16 protein-coding genes are annotated in these 16,587 nt (G+C 64.0%); 7 read left to right on the plus strand and 9 right to left on the minus strand.

Going from position 1 to position 16,587, the window contains the following annotated elements; translation table 11 throughout:
- Positions 1–17: 17 nt before the first annotated feature.
- From AACH55_RS22630 to AACH55_RS22655, 6 genes are all read left to right on the plus strand, one after another.
- Positions 18–671 (plus strand): LON peptidase substrate-binding domain-containing protein, encoded by a 654-nt coding sequence (locus AACH55_RS22630; RefSeq protein ID WP_338716905.1) that lies wholly within the window; start codon positions 18–20, stop codon positions 669–671.
- A 99-nt stretch (positions 672–770) separates the two neighbouring features.
- Positions 771–1,313 carry a MarR family transcriptional regulator gene (locus AACH55_RS22635; protein ID WP_338716906.1) on the plus strand — a complete coding sequence of 181 codons (543 nt, stop codon included), beginning with the start codon at positions 771–773 and terminating at the stop codon, positions 1,311–1,313.
- Entirely contained in the window at positions 1,310–1,735 is a 426-nt protein-coding gene (locus AACH55_RS22640) for a DUF393 domain-containing protein (protein ID WP_338716907.1), read from the plus strand. Before AACH55_RS22635 ends, AACH55_RS22640 begins: the two co-directional genes overlap by 4 nt.
- A gap of 58 nt (positions 1,736–1,793) precedes the next feature.
- Entirely contained in the window at positions 1,794–1,967 is a 174-nt protein-coding gene (locus tag AACH55_RS22645; protein WP_338716908.1) for a hypothetical protein, read from the plus strand.
- On the plus strand, positions 1,964–3,244 hold the full coding sequence (locus AACH55_RS22650; RefSeq protein WP_338716909.1) for an SDR family oxidoreductase: 1,281 nt from the start codon (positions 1,964–1,966) through the stop codon (positions 3,242–3,244). Before AACH55_RS22645 ends, AACH55_RS22650 begins: the two co-directional genes overlap by 4 nt.
- A gap of 14 nt (positions 3,245–3,258) precedes the next feature.
- The gene (locus AACH55_RS22655; RefSeq protein ID WP_338716910.1) at positions 3,259–3,723 is read left to right on the plus strand and encodes a DUF2269 domain-containing protein; all 465 of its coding nucleotides are present in this window, start codon (positions 3,259–3,261) and stop codon (positions 3,721–3,723) included.
- 74 nt (positions 3,724–3,797) lie between these two features.
- Here the strand turns inward: AACH55_RS22655 and AACH55_RS22660 are convergent, their stop codons facing one another.
- The 4 genes from AACH55_RS22660 to metH all read right to left on the minus strand — a co-directional run bounded on the left by AACH55_RS22660 (position 3,798) and on the right by metH (position 10,497).
- Positions 3,798–4,487 carry a MarC family protein gene (locus tag AACH55_RS22660; RefSeq protein ID WP_338716911.1) on the minus strand — a complete coding sequence of 230 codons (690 nt, stop codon included), beginning with the start codon at positions 4,485–4,487 and terminating at the stop codon, positions 3,798–3,800.
- A 112-nt stretch (positions 4,488–4,599) separates the two neighbouring features.
- Positions 4,600–5,844 carry an MFS transporter gene (locus AACH55_RS22665; RefSeq protein WP_338716912.1) on the minus strand — a complete coding sequence of 415 codons (1,245 nt, stop codon included), beginning with the start codon at positions 5,842–5,844 and terminating at the stop codon, positions 4,600–4,602.
- Between the two features lie 497 nt (positions 5,845–6,341).
- Positions 6,342–6,626, minus strand: a complete 285-nt coding sequence (locus AACH55_RS22670) for a hypothetical protein (RefSeq protein ID WP_058897034.1) — start codon at positions 6,624–6,626, stop codon at positions 6,342–6,344.
- Between the two features lie 127 nt (positions 6,627–6,753).
- A complete protein-coding gene (gene metH, locus AACH55_RS22675; protein WP_338716913.1) occupies positions 6,754–10,497 on the minus strand; it encodes a methionine synthase in 3,744 nt (1,247 codons plus the stop codon).
- Positions 10,498–10,698: 201 nt separating this feature from the next.
- Here metH and AACH55_RS22680 point away from each other — a divergent pair, with 201 nt between their 5' ends.
- Positions 10,699–11,283 carry a 5'-methylthioadenosine nucleosidase gene (locus tag AACH55_RS22680; protein ID WP_338716914.1) on the plus strand — a complete coding sequence of 195 codons (585 nt, stop codon included), beginning with the start codon at positions 10,699–10,701 and terminating at the stop codon, positions 11,281–11,283.
- Positions 11,284–11,304: 21 nt separating this feature from the next.
- Here the strand turns inward: AACH55_RS22680 and fmt are convergent, their stop codons facing one another.
- From fmt to argS, 5 genes are all read right to left on the minus strand, one after another.
- Positions 11,305–12,258 carry a methionyl-tRNA formyltransferase gene (gene fmt / locus AACH55_RS22685; protein ID WP_338716915.1) on the minus strand — a complete coding sequence of 318 codons (954 nt, stop codon included), beginning with the start codon at positions 12,256–12,258 and terminating at the stop codon, positions 11,305–11,307.
- Between the two features lie 33 nt (positions 12,259–12,291).
- Positions 12,292–13,098: an SDR family oxidoreductase gene (locus AACH55_RS22690; RefSeq protein ID WP_338716916.1), complete on the minus strand. Its 807-nt coding sequence runs from the start codon at positions 13,096–13,098 to the stop codon at positions 12,292–12,294.
- Between the two features lie 100 nt (positions 13,099–13,198).
- Complete coding sequence (locus AACH55_RS22695; protein WP_338716917.1) at positions 13,199–13,906, minus strand: thiol:disulfide interchange protein DsbA/DsbL; 708 nt, start codon at positions 13,904–13,906, stop codon at positions 13,199–13,201.
- A gap of 108 nt (positions 13,907–14,014) precedes the next feature.
- Positions 14,015–14,695 (minus strand): SPOR domain-containing protein, encoded by a 681-nt coding sequence (locus AACH55_RS22700; RefSeq protein WP_338716918.1) that lies wholly within the window; start codon positions 14,693–14,695, stop codon positions 14,015–14,017.
- A 31-nt stretch (positions 14,696–14,726) separates the two neighbouring features.
- On the minus strand, positions 14,727–16,460 hold the full coding sequence (gene argS, locus AACH55_RS22705) for an arginine--tRNA ligase (protein ID WP_338716919.1): 1,734 nt from the start codon (positions 16,458–16,460) through the stop codon (positions 14,727–14,729).
- Between the last annotated feature and the right edge of the window lie 127 nt (positions 16,461–16,587).

Below are 16,587 nucleotides of genomic sequence, written 5' to 3' on the forward strand. Positions count from 1 at the left end.
TTCACTCAGGAGTGATCATGCCCGCCGCCCCCGCTACCCCGCGCCCGCCGATCTCGGCCCAGACCATCCCGCTGTTTCCGCTGGCCAGTACGCTCTTTCCGGAAGGACGGCTGCCGCTGCAGATCTTCGAGGTGCGCTACCTGGACATGATCCGCAAGTGCATCGCCGAGGGCAGCAGCTTCGGCGTGGTGGCCCTGACGGAGGGATCGGAAGTGCGCCGCCCCGGCCAGACCGAGCGCTTCGTCGGCGTGGGCACGGTGGCGCGCATCCAGGAATGGAGCACACCCTCGCCCGGCCTCATGCGCATTGCCTGCCTGGGTGGGGAGCGTTTTCGCATCCTGCAGGCCGAGCAGCAGAAACACGGACTATGGACGGCACAGGTGGAAGTGATGGAAGCGGACCACGCGGTGACGATTCCTGAGGAGTTGCGCAATACCTCGCAGGCGCTGGACAACCTGCTGCAATCGGTGCTGCGCCAGGGCCTGCCGGACAGCGAAGTGCCCATCGCCGCGCCTTACCGGCTGGACGATTGCGGCTGGGTGGCCAACCGCTGGGCCGAGATGATGCCGATCTCCGTGAACCTCAAGCAGAGCCTGCTGGCGCTGGACAATCCGCTGTTGCGGCTGGAGCTGGTGCAGGATGCGCTGGATGAGTTGGGCTGGTTGAAATAGAGCCTGTTCCTTTCACACGCGCCGCCCCTCTGCAATTGGCTTTGACTTCCCGCTCATTTTGTTCCATCATTTCTGTAATAACAGAAACGATGGAACAAAATGAACCTCTCTCCGACCATGCACAAGTACATCCTCCACTGGGGCGAGATGGGCACCCGCTGGGGAGTCAATCGCACCGTGGCGCAACTCCACGCCCTGCTGTTCCTGGTCAACCAGCCGCTGCCCGCCGAAGACATCGCCGACACGCTGGGGGTGGCGCGCTCCAACGTCAGCAACAGCCTGAAGGAGCTGCAAAGCTGGGGACTGGTGCGCATCACCCACGTAGCGGGCGACCGTCGCGACCACTTCATTGCCTTGCAGGACGTGTGGGAAATCTTCCGCGTCATCATGGAGCAGCGCAAGCGCCGGGAAATAGATCCCACCCTCACGGTATTGCGTGAATGCGCATCGGAAGCGCAACACGACCCCGCCCTGGAAAGCGCCACCAAGGCCAAGATGGATCAGGTGCTGGCCTTCCTGGAAATGCTCATGTCCACCTACGACGACTACAAGCACCTGCCACCTGCAACCCTGCAACGCTTTCTCAAGATGGGCGGCAAGTTTGCGCGCCTGCTTAGCAACGACGACAAGGAGTCATCATGACCGGCCCCGCACTCACGCTCTACTTTGATGGCCGCTGCGGCCTGTGTGTCACAGAAATGCAAAAGCTGCGCCGCTGGGACAAGGCCGGCAAGCTGGCTTTCGTCGACATCGCTCAAGATGATTTTTCGCCAGCCTCGCTCGGCACCGACCTGGCCGCACTCAATGCACTGCTGCACAGTACGACCGCCGACGGTCGCCTGCTGGTGGGGATCGACAGCATCCTGGCCGCCTATACGCTGGCCGGACGCGGCTGGATGGTATGGCCGCTGCGCGTACGCGCCTTGCGCAGGCTCTGGTCAGCGCTGTATGCACTCCTCGCTCGTCACCGCTATGGAGTCTCCCGGCTGTTGGGTCTGGTCGGCGTACGCCCTTCCGCATCCTGCGAGAGCGGCCTCTGCAGGCGCGAGGGAACGGGCTTTTGAAGGCCATTTTTTTTATTATGAATTTCTGTTTATACAGAAATTAAAGACATAAAACGAGATGAACACTTCCACAGGTACAAGAAGATGGCTGGTCCGCTTGATGCATGGCGCGGTGCAGTGGCTGCTCGGCATCACGGCGGCGGGTGTGCTGGGCTGGCGTGTGCGCGAGGTCATGGCCGCATGGCAGATGGCGCCGCGCTCGCCGGTAGCGCTGCGGGGAGCCGCATCATGAACATCCTCGTCATCGGCGCCACCGGCCTGATCGGCAGCTACACCATGGCGGCGCTGCAGCGGGCGGGCCACCACGCCATCGGCGTCAGCCGCAGCAAGCCCTCGGGCACGTTGGTCGCATGCAAGGAGCTCGACATTGCCTCGCTCACCGACGCCCAGGCATGGCTGCCGCATCTGGAAGGTATCGATGCGGTCATCAACTGCGTCGGAATCATTCGCGAAAGCCGTCCGGGCGATTTCCAGCGCTTGCATCACCAGATGCCCATCGCTCTCTTTGCTGCCTGCGAACAAGCCGGTGTGGCGCGCGTGGTGCAGGTGTCGGCATTGGGCAGCGAACCGCACGCCGTGACTGCCTATTGGCGCAGCAAGGGGACCGCCGATGCCGACCTGCTGCAGCGCAGGCTGGCCGGCACTGTGGTACGTCCGTCACTGGTCTACGGCGATGAAGGTGCCAGCAGTCGCGTGTTCACCATGATGGCCAGTCTGCCACTGATCATCATGCCCATGGCCCACCGTGCGCTGGTGCAACCCATCCACGTCGAGAACCTGGCCGACGTGCTGGTAACGTTGCTCACCTCCGATGGGCCGGTACCACGCGAACTGGCGGCAGTTGGTCCGCGTGCGCTGAGCATTGCCGCTTATATCGAAACCCTGCGTGCGGCAATGGCTTGGCCGCCCGGCCTGGTATTGACGCTTCCCGCCGCACCTGCCCGCCTGCTCGCGCGCTGCGCCGAACTGCTGCCGGGCAGCGCATTGACAGTGGACTCGCTGCGCATGTTGGAACAAAGTGCCGACGGCAGCAATACCGCAGATAGCGGACCGGTGCGCGCGATACTCGGCCGCCCCTTGCGCCGCCCCGAGGATTTCACCGGCCCCGCGCAAAGGGCGCGCGCCGTCTGCGCCTGGGCGCTTCCGGCCTGCCGACTGGTGATCGCGTTGCTCTGGATACTCACGGCGTACGCCTCGTGGTTCGGCTGGCCGCATACCCAAAGCCTGGACTGGCTGGCGCAATGCGGCCTGCCGCACGCATGGGCAGAACCTGCGCTGCTGGGTGCCAGCTTGCTGGACGCCACCATCGGCGTGATCGTACTGGTGGCGCGGCGGTCATGGATATGGCCGCTGCAGATGACGCTGGTGCTGGGCTATACGGCAATCATGTCCTTCTGCCTGCCGCAATTCTGGATGCACCCCTTCGGCCCGCTGAGCAAGAACCTGCCGCTGCTTGCCCTCATGTTCATCATGTGGCGGCTGACGGCAAACTCCGAAAAACAAGACTAAGGAGCAAGAACACCATGGACTATCTCGCCACCAAATGGCTGCACATCATGTCGGCCACCTTCATGTTCGGCACCGGCTTCGGCACCGCGTTCTACATGTTCTTTACCAACCGCAGCCGCAACGTCCAGGCCATCGCCGTGGTCACCCGCTGGGTCGCTCGAGCGGACTGGTGTTTCACCACGCCAGCGGTCATCATCCAGCCGCTTTCCGGATTCTGGATGATGCATCTGGCCGGCTACCCTATCACTTCACCTTGGCTGCTCTGGTCGTTGGCGCTGTACGCGCTGGCGGGGATCTGCTGGCTGCCGGTGGTATGGCTGCAGCTGAGAATGCGAGACATGGCGCAAACGGCGGCGGCCGCTGGCACTGATCTGCCGGAGCGTTTCTGGCGCTTTGAACGGATCTGGACCGTGCTCGGCTTTCCCGCGTTTGGCGGATTGGTCATCGTCTATTGGCTGATGGTCCACAAGCCGATGTAAGTTCGGCCGTGGGGTCAACGCTATCAACAAAAGCTTAGCTGACCTTATTGGGAACAGGCGCCGGGACCTGTTCCTTACGGCGCCACGCCGCTGATCCCCGCCTCGGCCAGCAGCGCCGACATCCCCGACCAGAAGATCTGGATCCCGATACACAGCAGGATGAAGGCCGACAGCCGCAACACCACCATGGTGCCCAGGCGGCCCATCAGGTTGACCAGCTTGTGCGCATAGTTGTAGCAGAGAAAGATCACCAGCGCGGTCACGGCTGCGCCCAGTGCGGCGCTGCCCACCGAAATCACCCAATCGAGCAGGCGCGTGGGCGTGTTGGCACCCAAGGTGATGGAGGCCGCGATGGTGCCGGGGCCGACGGTCAGGGGGAAGCTCATCGGGTAGAAGCTGCGTGCCTTGATTTCTTCATCGGGCAGGTCTTCGTCATAGGACTTGGCCACCTGGGTGGGAATGGCGCTGTCCTGGCTGTTGTCGTTCAACAGCTTCCAGCCCGAGACCGCCACCAGCAAACCGCCGCCCACGCGCACGATGGGCAAGGAAATGCCGAAGAAGGTCAGCACGTGCGAACCGATGAAGATCGCCGCCACCAGCATGAACCAGCAATTGATGGCCACCTGGCGCGCGATGCGCTTTTCGGTGCTGCGGCTGACGTTGCCCAAGAGGTTGGCGAATACCGGCGCGATCCCCAGGGGATTGAGGATGGGCAGCAGCGTGACCGGGATCAGCAGGACGGCCTTGAGAAAGAGGATGAACATGGCGCAATCGGAAAAAACGGCATTGAGGGTGTGACCCGGCAGCGTAGCGGAAAGCCGCTGCGCTGCCAACCACGCTGCGCCTGCCCGTGCTCAGGCGGCGCTCAGGCGGTACTCAGGCGGTGCGCAGGCCCATGCCGCGCGCGCGGGTAAAAAGCAGCACGGCGATGCTCAGGTTCAGCAGGTTCCAGGCGATGCCGTTGGCGAAGGCCGCATGGTAATTGCCGGTGAGGTCGAAGATCTTGCCCGACATCCAGCCGCCCAGTGCCATGCCGAACATGGTGGCCATGATGACCGCGCCCACGCGCTGCCCGGCTTCAGCGGCAGGAAAATACTCGCGCACGATGATGGCGTAGGACGGCACGATGCCGCCCTGGAACAGGCCGAACAGGGCCGAGATGATGTAGAGCGACGCCAGGCTGTCGAAGGGAATGAACAGCAGCAGCGACAAGCCCTGCAGCGCCGAGCCCAACAACAAGGTACGCAGGCCGCCAATGCGGTCGCAGATGGCCCCGGAGACGAGGCGGCTGACCACGCCGCAGGCCAGCATCAGCGAGAGCATCTGGGCGCCACGCGCCGGGCCGTAGCCGAGGTCGCCGCAGTAGGCCACGATGTGGACCTGGGGCATGGCCATGGCCACGCAACAGGCGACGCCGGCCACGCACAGCAGCAGTTGAGCGGAACCCGGCGCCAGTCCGAAGGGACGCGGACCGCCGCCGGCGCGGGTGCTGGCCGGCCCGCTGTCCTGCAGCGGCGGACGGGCGCGCATGAGCAGGGCCAGGCTGCACATGATGAGGCTGCAGGCGATGCCCATGCCGATGTAGGTCTGCTGCCAGCCCACGCTGTCGACGAAGTGCTGGACGATGGGCGGCCACAACGCGCCGCCCAGGTAATTGCCGCTGGCGCACACCGCCACGGCGATACCGCGCCGCTTGCGGAACCACAGCGAGGTATCGGCCACCAGCGGCGAGAAGGTACAGGCCGTGCCGAGGAAACCGATCAACAGGCAGTGCGCGGCCATGAAGCACCAGATGTTGGGCGCCAGCGCCGCCGCGATGAAGCCCGCGCCCAGGCAGGCCCCGCCCAGCAGCAGCGCACGCGTGATGCCGGAACGGTCGGCCATGCGCCCCATCAACAGGCCGCCGACGCCCACGCCCAGCATGGTCAGGGTATAGGGCATGGAAGCCAGCCCACGATCCACCTGGAAGTGCGCCTGCACCGCCGGCAGTACCACCGCCATCACGTACATGCCGCTGGCGCCCACGATCATCAGGACCAGGGTGATGCACAGGCGCAGCACGGCGTAGGAGGAATCGATCTGGTGGCGGTCAGTGGCGGAATGGGGCAAGGAAGGCGGCACGGTCTGTCTCCGGACTAATTTTTATCGCGTTGGTGATTTAGTTTTTGCGTCGGCATTTATAAGTTTTTTGATAGGCCGCGCAACTGTGCAACAGATTGCATCCGATGGGTGCAAATCCCAGGCTGACTAGAACCCATTTCATAAATAGGCGTGAGTGCGAGCGAGTCCCGTTTGGGATGAAGTGCAAGGCGCGAATTTGGGTCAAGACTGGGCGTCTTGACCCAAATTCGTAACGCAGCAATTCGCCCAAACGGGCCGCTCCCTGCGGGTTCTGTCCAGAAAGGGCGCTGGCCGCGTTGCACTCCTTGCGTGTGGCACCGCCACACGACGCGTCGCGCGCCTTGCCAGCGCCCTTTCTGGACAGAACGCATCTCACGCCTATTTATGAAATGGGTTCTAGCCTATCACGCGGGATGCCGGCTTGCAGGCGGAGACATAAAAAAGCCGCCCGGCCACAAGGGCTAGAACGGCGGACAGTAATGGCGCAGCCTATAGCCTCAACCTACGTGATAAAGATGCACCTGCCGAAACCCCAGCCGCTCCTTGTGCCGCGCAATCTTCTGCAGCATCAGCAGCCCCTCCTCATGCCCGGCCACCACCACCCGACGCACGGCGCTGCGGCCTTCGATGCCGTCCCAGGCCTGGGTGAGCACCCAGTCGCCCAAGAGATCCTGCACCAGGTCCACCGTGAAGATGGCGCGCGTCTTGCCGTCGGTGAAGTGCAGGCGCGTGGCCACGGTCACGGGCAGTGCATGGGTGACGTGGTCAGCGGAATCGATCATGGCAAAAGCAGGGCTACGGAACGGCGGGCGTGGATGATAGCAGGACGGCTGGGGAATACAAGGACAAGCGGCCAAGGGCTGAAACAAACCGTCCGGCACCACGCCGGACGGTCCATGCGCAAATCATTTACAGATTCGGCGCCAGCCAGCGTTCCACCTCTTCCCTGGGCACATGACGGCGCTCTGCCATATCGGCCACCTGGTCTTCGCCGATCTTGCCGACCACGAAGTACTTCGACTGCGGATGTGCGAAGTAGAAGCCCGATACCGAGGCACCGGGGAACATGGCGTAAGACTCGGTGAGCTGCATGCCGATTTCATCGCACTGCATGACGCGGAAAGCGTCAGCCTTCACGGTGTGCTCCGGGCAGGCCGGATAGCCGGGTGCGGGACGGATGCCGAGATATTTTTCCTTGATGAGATCGGTGCTGCTCAGGTTCTCATCGGCCGCGTAGCCCCACAGGTCCTTGCGCACGCGTTCATGCAGGTATTCGGCGAAGGCTTCGGCCAGGCGGTCAGCCAGGGCCTTGAGCATGATCGAGGAGTAATCGTCGTGGGCATCCTCGAAGCGCTTTTCGTATTTCTCGATACCGAGGCCGGCGGTGACGGCAAACATGCCGATGTAATCCTGCACGCCCGAGTCCTTGGGCGCGATGAAGTCAGACAGGCACTGGTTGGGACGCGCCACGCCATCGACCACCGGCTTCTCGGTCTGCTGGCGCAGGCCATAGTAAGTGAAGGCAACCTGGCTACGGCTGTCGTCGGTGTAGATCTCGATGTCGTCGTCGTTGACGGTGTTGGCCGGCAAGAGCGAGATGACGCCATTGGCGGTGAGCCAGCGGCCGTCGATGATCTTCTTCAGCATCGCCTGGGCTTCCTGGAAGACCTTGGTCGCGGCTTCGCCCACGACTTCATCGGTGAGGATGGCAGGGTAAGGACCGGCCAGATCCCAGGTCTGGAAGAACGGACCCCAGTCGATGTAGTTGGCCAGCAAACCCAGGTCCACATTCTTGAACAGGCGGCGGCCGATGAACTTGGGCCTGACCGGGGCGAAGTCCAGCTTGGTCTTGTTGGCGCGCGCTGCCGCCAGCGACAGCATGGGTGCGGCCTTCTTGCTGGCGTGCTGTTCGCGGATGCGTTCGTAGTCGGCGTTCAGTTCAGCCACGTACTGGGTCTTCTGCTCGTCGGCCAGCAGCGATTGCGCCACCGACACGGCACGCGAGGCGTCCGGCACGTAGACCACCGGGCCTTCGTAGTTGGGGGCGATCTTGACGGCCGTATGCGCGCGCGAGGTGGTCGCGCCACCGATCATCAGCGGCATCTTGAGACCGGCGAAATACGGATCGCGCTGCATTTCCTTGGCGACGTAGGCCATCTCTTCCAGCGACGGGGTGATCAGGCCGGAAAGACCGATGATGTCGGCCTTCTCTTCCTTGGCCTTGGCCAGGATCTCGGCGCAGGGCACCATCACGCCCATGTTGACGACCTCGAAGTTGTTGCACTGGAGGACGACGGTGACGATGTTCTTGCCGATGTCGTGGACGTCGCCCTTGACGGTGGCAATGACGATCTTGCCCTTGGGCTTGGCGACTTCACCGGTGGCGATTTCGAGCTGGCGCTTCTCTTCCTCGATGAAGGGGATCAGGTGCGCCACGGCCTGCTTCATCACGCGCGCAGACTTGACCACCTGCGGCAGGAACATCTTGCCCTGGCCGAACAGGTCGCCGACCACGTTCATGCCATCCATCAGCGGACCTTCGATCACATGGATGGGGCGGCCGCCATCGGCGGCGATCTGCTGGCGCACCTCTTCGGTGTCTTCCACGATCCATTGCGTGATGCCGTGCACCAGCGCATGCGAGAGACGCTTGGCCACCGGCAGGTTGCGCCATTCGAGGGTGGCTTCTTCCTTCTTGTCGCCGGCCTTGAGCGTCGCGGCGTATTCGATCATGCGTTCGGTGGCGTCTTCGCGGCGGTTCAGGACCACATCTTCCACGCGCTCGCGCAGCTCGGCCGGCAGGTCGTCGTAAACACCGATCATGCCGGCATTGACGATGCCCATGGTCATGCCGGCCTTGATGGCGTGATACAGGAAAACGGTGTGGATCGCTTCACGCGCCGGATCATTGCCGCGGAAGCTGAAGGAGACGTTGGAAACACCGCCGCTGATCTTGGCGTAGGGCAGGTTCTGGTGGATCCAGCGGGTGGCTTCGATGAAGTCGACCGCGTAGTTGTTGTGTTCCTCGATGCCGGTGGCGACCGCGAAGATGTTGGGGTCGAAGATGATGTCTTCGGGCGGGAAGTCCAGCTTGTCCACCAACAGGCGATAGGCGCGTTCGCAGATCTCGATCTTGCGGGCGAAGGTATCAGCCTGGCCCACTTCGTCGAAGGCCATGACGATGACGGCCGCGCCATAGCGGCGGCACAGCTTGGCTTCGCGCAGGAATTTCTCCTCGCCTTCCTTCATCGAGATGGAGTTGACGATGGACTTGCCCTGCACGCACTTCAGGCCCGCTTCGATGACTTCCCATTTGGAAGAGTCGATCATGATGGGCACGCGCGCGATGTCGGGCTCGGAGGCGATCAGGTTGAGGAAGCGCGTCATGGCGGCGACCGAATCGAGCATCGCTTCATCCATGTTGATGTCGATGATCTGGGCGCCGTTCTCGACCTGCTGGCGGGCCACGGCCAAGGCTTCGTCGTACTGTTCGTTCAGGATCAGGCGGGCGAAGGCCTTGGAACCGGTGACGTTGGTGCGCTCGCCGACGTTCACATACAGCGAATCGTCATTGATGGTGAAGGGCTCCAGGCCCGACAGGCGCATCTCGTGGGTCGGCTCGGGGACTTTGCGCGGGGGGATCGTGGCCACCGTCTCGGCAATGGCCTTGATGTGCGGCGGCGTGGTGCCGCAGCAGCCACCGGCGACGTTGACGAAACCGCTCTCGGCGAATTCCTTCAACAATGCAGAGGTGACATCGGGTGTTTCATCGAAGCCGGTGTCGCTCATCGGATTGGGCAGGCCGGCGTTGGGATAGATGCAGACGAAGGTGTCGGCGATCTTGGACAGCTCTTCCGCATAGGGGCGCATCAGGGCCGCACCGAGGGCGCAGTTCAGGCCCACGGTCAGCGGGCGCGCATGGCGGATGGAGTTCCAGAACGCGGTCACGGTCTGGCCCGACAGGATGCGGCCGGAGGCGTCCGTCACGGTGCCCGAGATCATGATGGGCAGGCGCTTGCCGCTCTCTTCGAAGAAAGTATCGATGGCGAACAAAGCCGCCTTGCAGTTGAGCGTGTCGAAGATGGTCTCGACCAGCAGCACGTCGGCCCCGCCTTCGACCAGGGCGCGGGTCTGCTCGAGGTAGGCTGCGACCAGTTGATCGAAGGTGACGTTGCGGGCGGCCGGGTCGTTGACGTCCGGCGAGATGGAGGCGGTCTTGGGCGTGGGGCCCAAGGCACCGGCCACGAAGCGCGGCTTGTCCGGGGTCGAGTACTTGTCGCAGGCCGCGCGCGCCAGGCGCGCCGATTCCACGTTCATCTCGTAGACCAGGTGCGCCATGTGGTAATCGTCCTGGGCCACACTGGTGGCGCCGAAGGTATTGGTCTCGATCAGGTCGGCACCGGCGGCCAGGTATTGCTCGTGGATTTCCTGGATGATGTGCGGCTGGGTCAGCGAGAGCAGTTCATTGTTGCCCTTGACGAAGAGCTCCTTGCCGGGAACGCTGAAGTCGGCGAAACGCTGGCCGCGATAATCCTCTTCAGTCAGCTTGTAGCGCTGGATCATGGTGCCCATGGCGCCATCGAGGATGAGGATGCGCTGCGACATCAGGTCGCGCAGCAGCAATTCGGTCTGGCACAGTTCGTTCGGCTTCATCTGGCGTTTTTCTCTGGTTACGGCAACAATGCAGAGCCTGCCCCCCGCGCACGGGCGCGCTGCGGATAAAAAAACCGGCCAGGAAAGGACCGGTTCGGCAGGCAAAAAGTGACCCCGATTATACGCCAAAGCACCCTGCCGCCGCCTCCGGGGAGGCTTTGCGGGCAGGGCTTCGTTGCAAACCGTTAACTATTTACACAGATGCCAGATCATCCGCCCATCCTCATCCTGACCGCGCTGGAAAGTGAACTCAATGCCGCTGCTGCTCCGGCCGGCGTGCAGGTGGTCTATTGCGGCGTCGGCAAGGTCAATGCCGCGCTGCATACCACCCAGGCCATCCTGACCCATCGTCCGCGCGCGGTCATCAATTTCGGCACGGCCGGCAAAATCGATCCGCTGCATGATGGCTTGCTGGAAGTGGCCGCCGTGCTCCAGCGCGACATGGATGCCACGCCGCTGGCGCCGCGTGGCGTCACGCCGCTGATGGATCAGGTACAGCAGCCGGCCCGGCTGGAATCGGGCTATCCGGGCGTGCTCTGCGGCACCGGCGACAGCTTCGTGACGGCAGCCGATGACTGGCTGCTGGAGCAGAAGGTGGATCTGGTGGATATGGAATTGTTTGCCATCGCCCGCGTCTGCAAGCATTTCGGCGTGCCGTGGCGTGCCTTCAAGTTCATCACCGACGGCGCCAATGACGACGCCGCCGATGACTGGCAGGCACGGGTGCATCTGGGCGAGGAATTGTTCTGGCGGCATCTGCCGCACGTGCTCAGGCAGCTCGGCTGAGGCGCACCTGCCCGGAACGGCTCAGTCGAACCGTCCACCTTCCATCGTGAAACCCTTCAGGAATTCCGCCGCCGGCAGGCGCTTGCCGCCGGGTTTTTGCAACTCGGTCAGCAGCAGCGCGCCTTCGCCGCAGGCCACCACGATGCCGGCCTGGGCATCGGCCGACAAGACCTGGCCCGGGCTGCCCCGCTGGGCTACGCTGACCGGACGCGCCTGCCACAGCTTGACCACGGTGTCGCCGAAGCGGCCGGTCGCGCCGGGGAAGGGATTGAAGGCGCGGATGCGGCGCGCCAGCTGCACGGCGCTCTGGCTGAAGTCCAGCGCGGCCTCTTCCTTGGCGATCTTGGCGGCATAGTTGGCGCCCTCTTCCGGCTGAGGTGTCGCGGGCAACTCACCGCGCTCCAGCTTCTCCAGCGCTGCTACGATCATCTTGCCGCCCAGCGCGGCCAGCTTGTCATGCAGGCTGCCGGTGGTGTCATCCTCAGCGATGGGGACGCTTTCGCTCAGCATCATGGGGCCGGTATCCAACCCCTCTTCCATCTGCATGATGGTGATGCCGGTCTCGGCATCGCCCGCCTCGATGGCGCGATGGATGGGCGCGGCGCCGCGCCAGCGCGGCAAGAGCGAGCCGTGGATGTTGATGCAGCCGTAGCGCGGGATGTCGAGCACGCTGCGCGGCAGGATCAGGCCATAGGCCGCGACCACCATCACATCATGCGGGGTCGATTGCAGCAGGGCGTGGGCTTCTTGCGCCACGTCCGGATACTTGCCGTTCAGGCGCAGGGAGACCGGCTGCGCCACCGGCGTGCCGTGCTTGATGGCGCACTGCTTCACGGGTGAGGCTTGCAGCTGCATGCCGCGTCCGGCGGGGCGGTCGGGCTGGGTCAGCACCAGGGTGATCTCGTGACCGGCGGCATAGAGCGCTTCGAGCGCGACGGCGGCGAATTCCGGCGTGCCGGCAAAAATGATCTTCATGAAAAACTCCAGAAGCGGCCGCAGCCGCCTGATTTACAGATTGCGTTTCTTGTGGGGCGCGCGGGCGAAGGCCATATCGTACAGCCAGTTCGGCAGCAGCCGCAGCAGCTTGGCCACCACCCCCATCTGCCACGGGATGACGCGATAGCTCACGCCCTCAGCGATGCTTTCCACCGCACGCTCGGCAAAGCGCTCCACCGGCATCAGGAAGGGCATGGGATAGGTGTTCACGCGCGTCATCGGCGTATCGATGTAACCGGGCGCGATGGTCACGACCTTGATGCCGGAGGAACGCAACTCCACCCGCAGCGATTCGCAGTAGCTGATGACGGCCGCCTTGGAGGCGCTATAGGCGCCCGCGCCCGGCAGGCCGCGAATACCGGCCACGCTGCCGATGCCGACCAGGCGGCAGCGGCGGCGCTGCGCCTCGGGCGCGGCCTTCATGCGCGCCACGAAAGGCGTGAAGGTGGCAAAGGTGGCCGTGACGTTGACGGCCAGGATGCGTTCGAAGGCGGCCAGGTCTTCCTGGTATTCGGTCAGCGTGCCTTGCGAGATGCCGGCATTGGCAATGACCACATCGGCCCCGCCGAACTCGGCCAGGAAGGACTCGGCGGCAGCGGCCAGCGCCGCGTGGTCGGTCACGTCGAGGGCATAGACGCGGTGCCGTTCCGGATGCGGCAGGCTCTCGCGCAGGGCTTCCAGCTCGGCCGTGCGGCGCGCGACCAGACCGAGGGTGGCACCACGGCGGGCGTAGGCGTGCGCCAGGGCCATGCCGATTCCGCTGGAGGCGCCGGTGAGGAACACGCGTTCCTGGGCTGCAACGACGAGAGGGTTGGCCATGCCTGCTCCTGAGGTGATATGAAGGTTTAGGTAAACACTGCTGCCCAAACGACAACGGTCCGCGGCCTTGCGGACGCGGACCGTATGGAACGGGTGAAGCTTATTTCTTTTTGGCGGGTGTGCTGCCGGCAGCCTTTTCAGCTGCCACCTTGGCCACCAGGTGATCCATCACCTGCAGGGCGGCGGCTTGCTGCATTGATTCGGGCTGGTTGGCCAGGGCCACGCCGACCACGGCCGGCGAGGTGACGTAGCGGCCATCGATGGCGATCATCGGCACGCCATCGACCTTGTAGGCTTCCTGCAGCTGGGCGGCACGGCGCACCTTGGTCTGCACGCCGAAGGAGTTGTACAGGTCGAGGAATTTCTGCTTGTCCAGGCCGATCTTCTCGATGTAGGCCAGGATGGTCTTGTCGGTGTTGATGCGCTGGTTTTCCACGTGGATGGCCTGGAAAATCTTGGGAGTCAGCTCGTCGGCACGGCCCATGGCTTCCAGAGTGTAGTAGAGCTTCTGCTGCGGCACGAAGTTTTCGCGGAAGGCCACCGGCACCTTCTTGAAGTTGATCTTGTCACCCTGCTTCTTGACCCACGCCGTCAGCGACGGATCCCAGGCCGCGCAGTGCGGGCAGTCGTACCAGAAGAATTCGATGACTTCGACCTTGTTGCCGGAATCGGTCGGCTGGGCCTGTTCCAGCACGCGGTAGTCGCTGCCCACTTGCGGATTGGCCGGCGAGGCCGAGGCACCGACGCTGGCGGTGAAAGCCAGCACGCCGAAGCTGACCGCAGCCAGCAGCTTTTGATGGAAACGCATGGTATTACCCTCTCTGATGGATAGTCGGTGGAATCGGCCGGTGGCCGTTCCAGGCCCGTCGTGCCGGTCGGTTATCCCCTGCCGCCGGCATCCACGGTGCGATCTGGTTTATTTGGGGATGCGCACGATGGCGGCATCGACCCCGTTATCGGACAGCTTGCTGCGCGTGCGGTTCATGGCATCGGCATGCTCGAAGGGTCCGATGCGCACACGGTAGAGTACGCCACTGTCTGCAGTGCGTTCGGTGACCTTGGCCTCGAAGCCCAGCAGGGCCAGCTTGGCGCGGGCACTTTCGGCATCGGCCTGGTCGCGGAAGGCGCCGGTCTGCAGGAAGTAGGTCCACTTGTCGTCATTGGTGTCGCCCTTGGAGGCCGAGGCCGGCGGCGTGGCGGCCGATGGCTTGGCCTCAGACGTCCTGGTCTCGGACTTCGACGGGGCCGGATTGGCCGGCGCCGCCGGAGCGCTGGCCTGCGGCGCCGGCGCAACAGGCGGTACAGGCTGCGCGGTAGCCGTATTGGGCGGCACCGGGGTCTGCGACTGCTGCTGGTCACGCGCAGCTTCGCGGGCAATGTCGCGATTACCGTAGAGCGGGCGGTTGGGGTCGGCCGCCTGGGCCGGGGTCGGGTCGGCGCGCTCGGGGCGTGCCACCTTGTTGACGAAGGGGATGGGCGACTTGGTGATCATCAGTGCCACACCCACGGCGATCCCCAGGCCGACGATCAAACCCAGGATCAGGCCGAGCAGCGTACCGCCGGCCTGCTTGTGATATTTCGCGTTCAACGGTTTCACGTTTCTCTTTAGCTGCTTGTTTTCGCTTGTTTTACATTCTGGCCGGAGCCGATACGCCCAACAGTGCCAGGCCGTTGCGCAGCACCTGGCGGGTGGCGGACAACAGCGCCAGGCGTGCGGACCTGGTTGGGACATCATCGACCAGCACGCGTTCCGCATTGTAGTAGCTATGCAGTTCCCCTGCCAGATCGCGCAGGTAGAAGGCCACCTGGTGCGGTCCCAGCTCCTGCAGGGCGTGCGCCAGCATGTCCGGATACTCGGCCAGCTTGGCCAGCAGCGAGGCTTCGCGCGGGGCGGTCAGCAGCGACAGGTCAGCCGTGGTCTTGAGCGCTTCTTCATCCACGCCCGACTTGCCCAGCACGGTGCAGATGCGGGCATGCGCATACTGCACGTAGTAGACCGGGTTTTCGTCGGACTGCGCCAGCGCCAGGTCGACGTCGAAGACGAACTCGGTATCGGCCTTGCGCGAGATGAGGAAGAAGCGCACCGCATCGCGGCCGCGCGTGAGATCGCGTTCCTGGCCTTCCACCGGCTCGCCGGCCGACCATTCGATGAGGTCACGCAGGGTGACGTAGGAACCGGCACGCTTGGATATCTTGACCTCTTCGCCATTGCGCATGACGGTGACCATCTTGTGCAGCACGTAGTCGGGATAGCCTTGCGGAATGCCCACGCCAGCGGCCTGCAGGCCGGCGCGCACGCGGGCGATGGTGCCGTGGTGGTCGCTGCCCTGGATATTGATGACCTTGCCGTAGCCGCGTTGCCACTTGTTGATGTGATAGGCGACGTCGGGCACGAAGTAGGTATAGGTGCCGTCGGTCTTCTTCATGACGCGATCCTTGTCGTCGCCATAGTCGGTGGTGCGCAGCCAGAGCGCGCCATCCTGTTCGTAGGTCTTGCCCGCAGCGACCAGCGCGTCCACGGCGGCGGCCACCTTGCCGTCGGCGTAGAGCGAGGATTCGAGATAGTAATTGTCGAACTTCACGCCGAAGGCCTGCAGGTCCAGGTCTTGTTCGTGACGCAGGTAGGCCACGGCGAAGCGGCGGATCGATTCGATGTCTTCGACGTCGCCGCTGCCGGTGACGGGTTCGCCATCGCTGGCCGAGACGGTCTTCTTGTCGAGGAAGTCGCGTGCGATGTCGGCGATGTAGTCGCCGTTGTAGGCCGACTCGGGCCACTCGGCGTCACCCGGCTTGAAGCCGCGCGCGCGCGCCTGCACCGAGGTGGCCAGGGTGGCGATCTGTACGCCCGCATCGTTGTAGTAGAACTCGCGCAGCACGTCGTAGCCCTGGGCTTCCAAGAGCGAGGACAGCGCATCGCCCAGCGCGCCCTGGCGGCCATGACCCACATGCAGCGGGCCGGTAGGATTGGCCGAGACGAACTCGACCAGCACCTTCTGGCCGGCACCGGCCGTGCCACGACCAAAGGCCTCGCCCTGCTCGTGGATCACCTTGACCACGGCCTGCTTGGCGGCGGCCGCCACGCGCAGGTTGATGAAGCCGGGGCCGGCGATCTCGACGGATTCCACCAGGCCTTCGCGCGCCGGGTCGGCCATCACGGCGGCCACGATGGCTTGCGCCAGTTCGCGCGGATTCTTCTTCAGCGGCTTGGCCAGCTGCATGGCGATGTTGCAGGCGATGTCGCCGTGCGAGGCATCGCGCGGACGCTCCAGGGTGATGGTCGGGGTCAGGCCGCTATCAGCCAGCAGCGGCTGCAAGGCGGACGAGAACAGGTCGGAGATGCGTTGTTTCTGTTGTGCGAGCATGGGAATGAGGGGTAAAGCGGAAGCGGCCGAGGCGCTGGTCTGGCAGGCTGCGCCGCGCGGAGGGATCGCTTGCAATTGGTTGAGCAGCCGAGATTATACCGGCTAGGCGCGCCATGTTGACTGCCCG

Origin of the sequence: Herbaspirillum sp. DW155, assembly GCF_037076565.1 — a bacterium.
Lineage (GTDB): Bacteria > Pseudomonadota > Gammaproteobacteria > Burkholderiales > Burkholderiaceae_D > Herbaspirillum.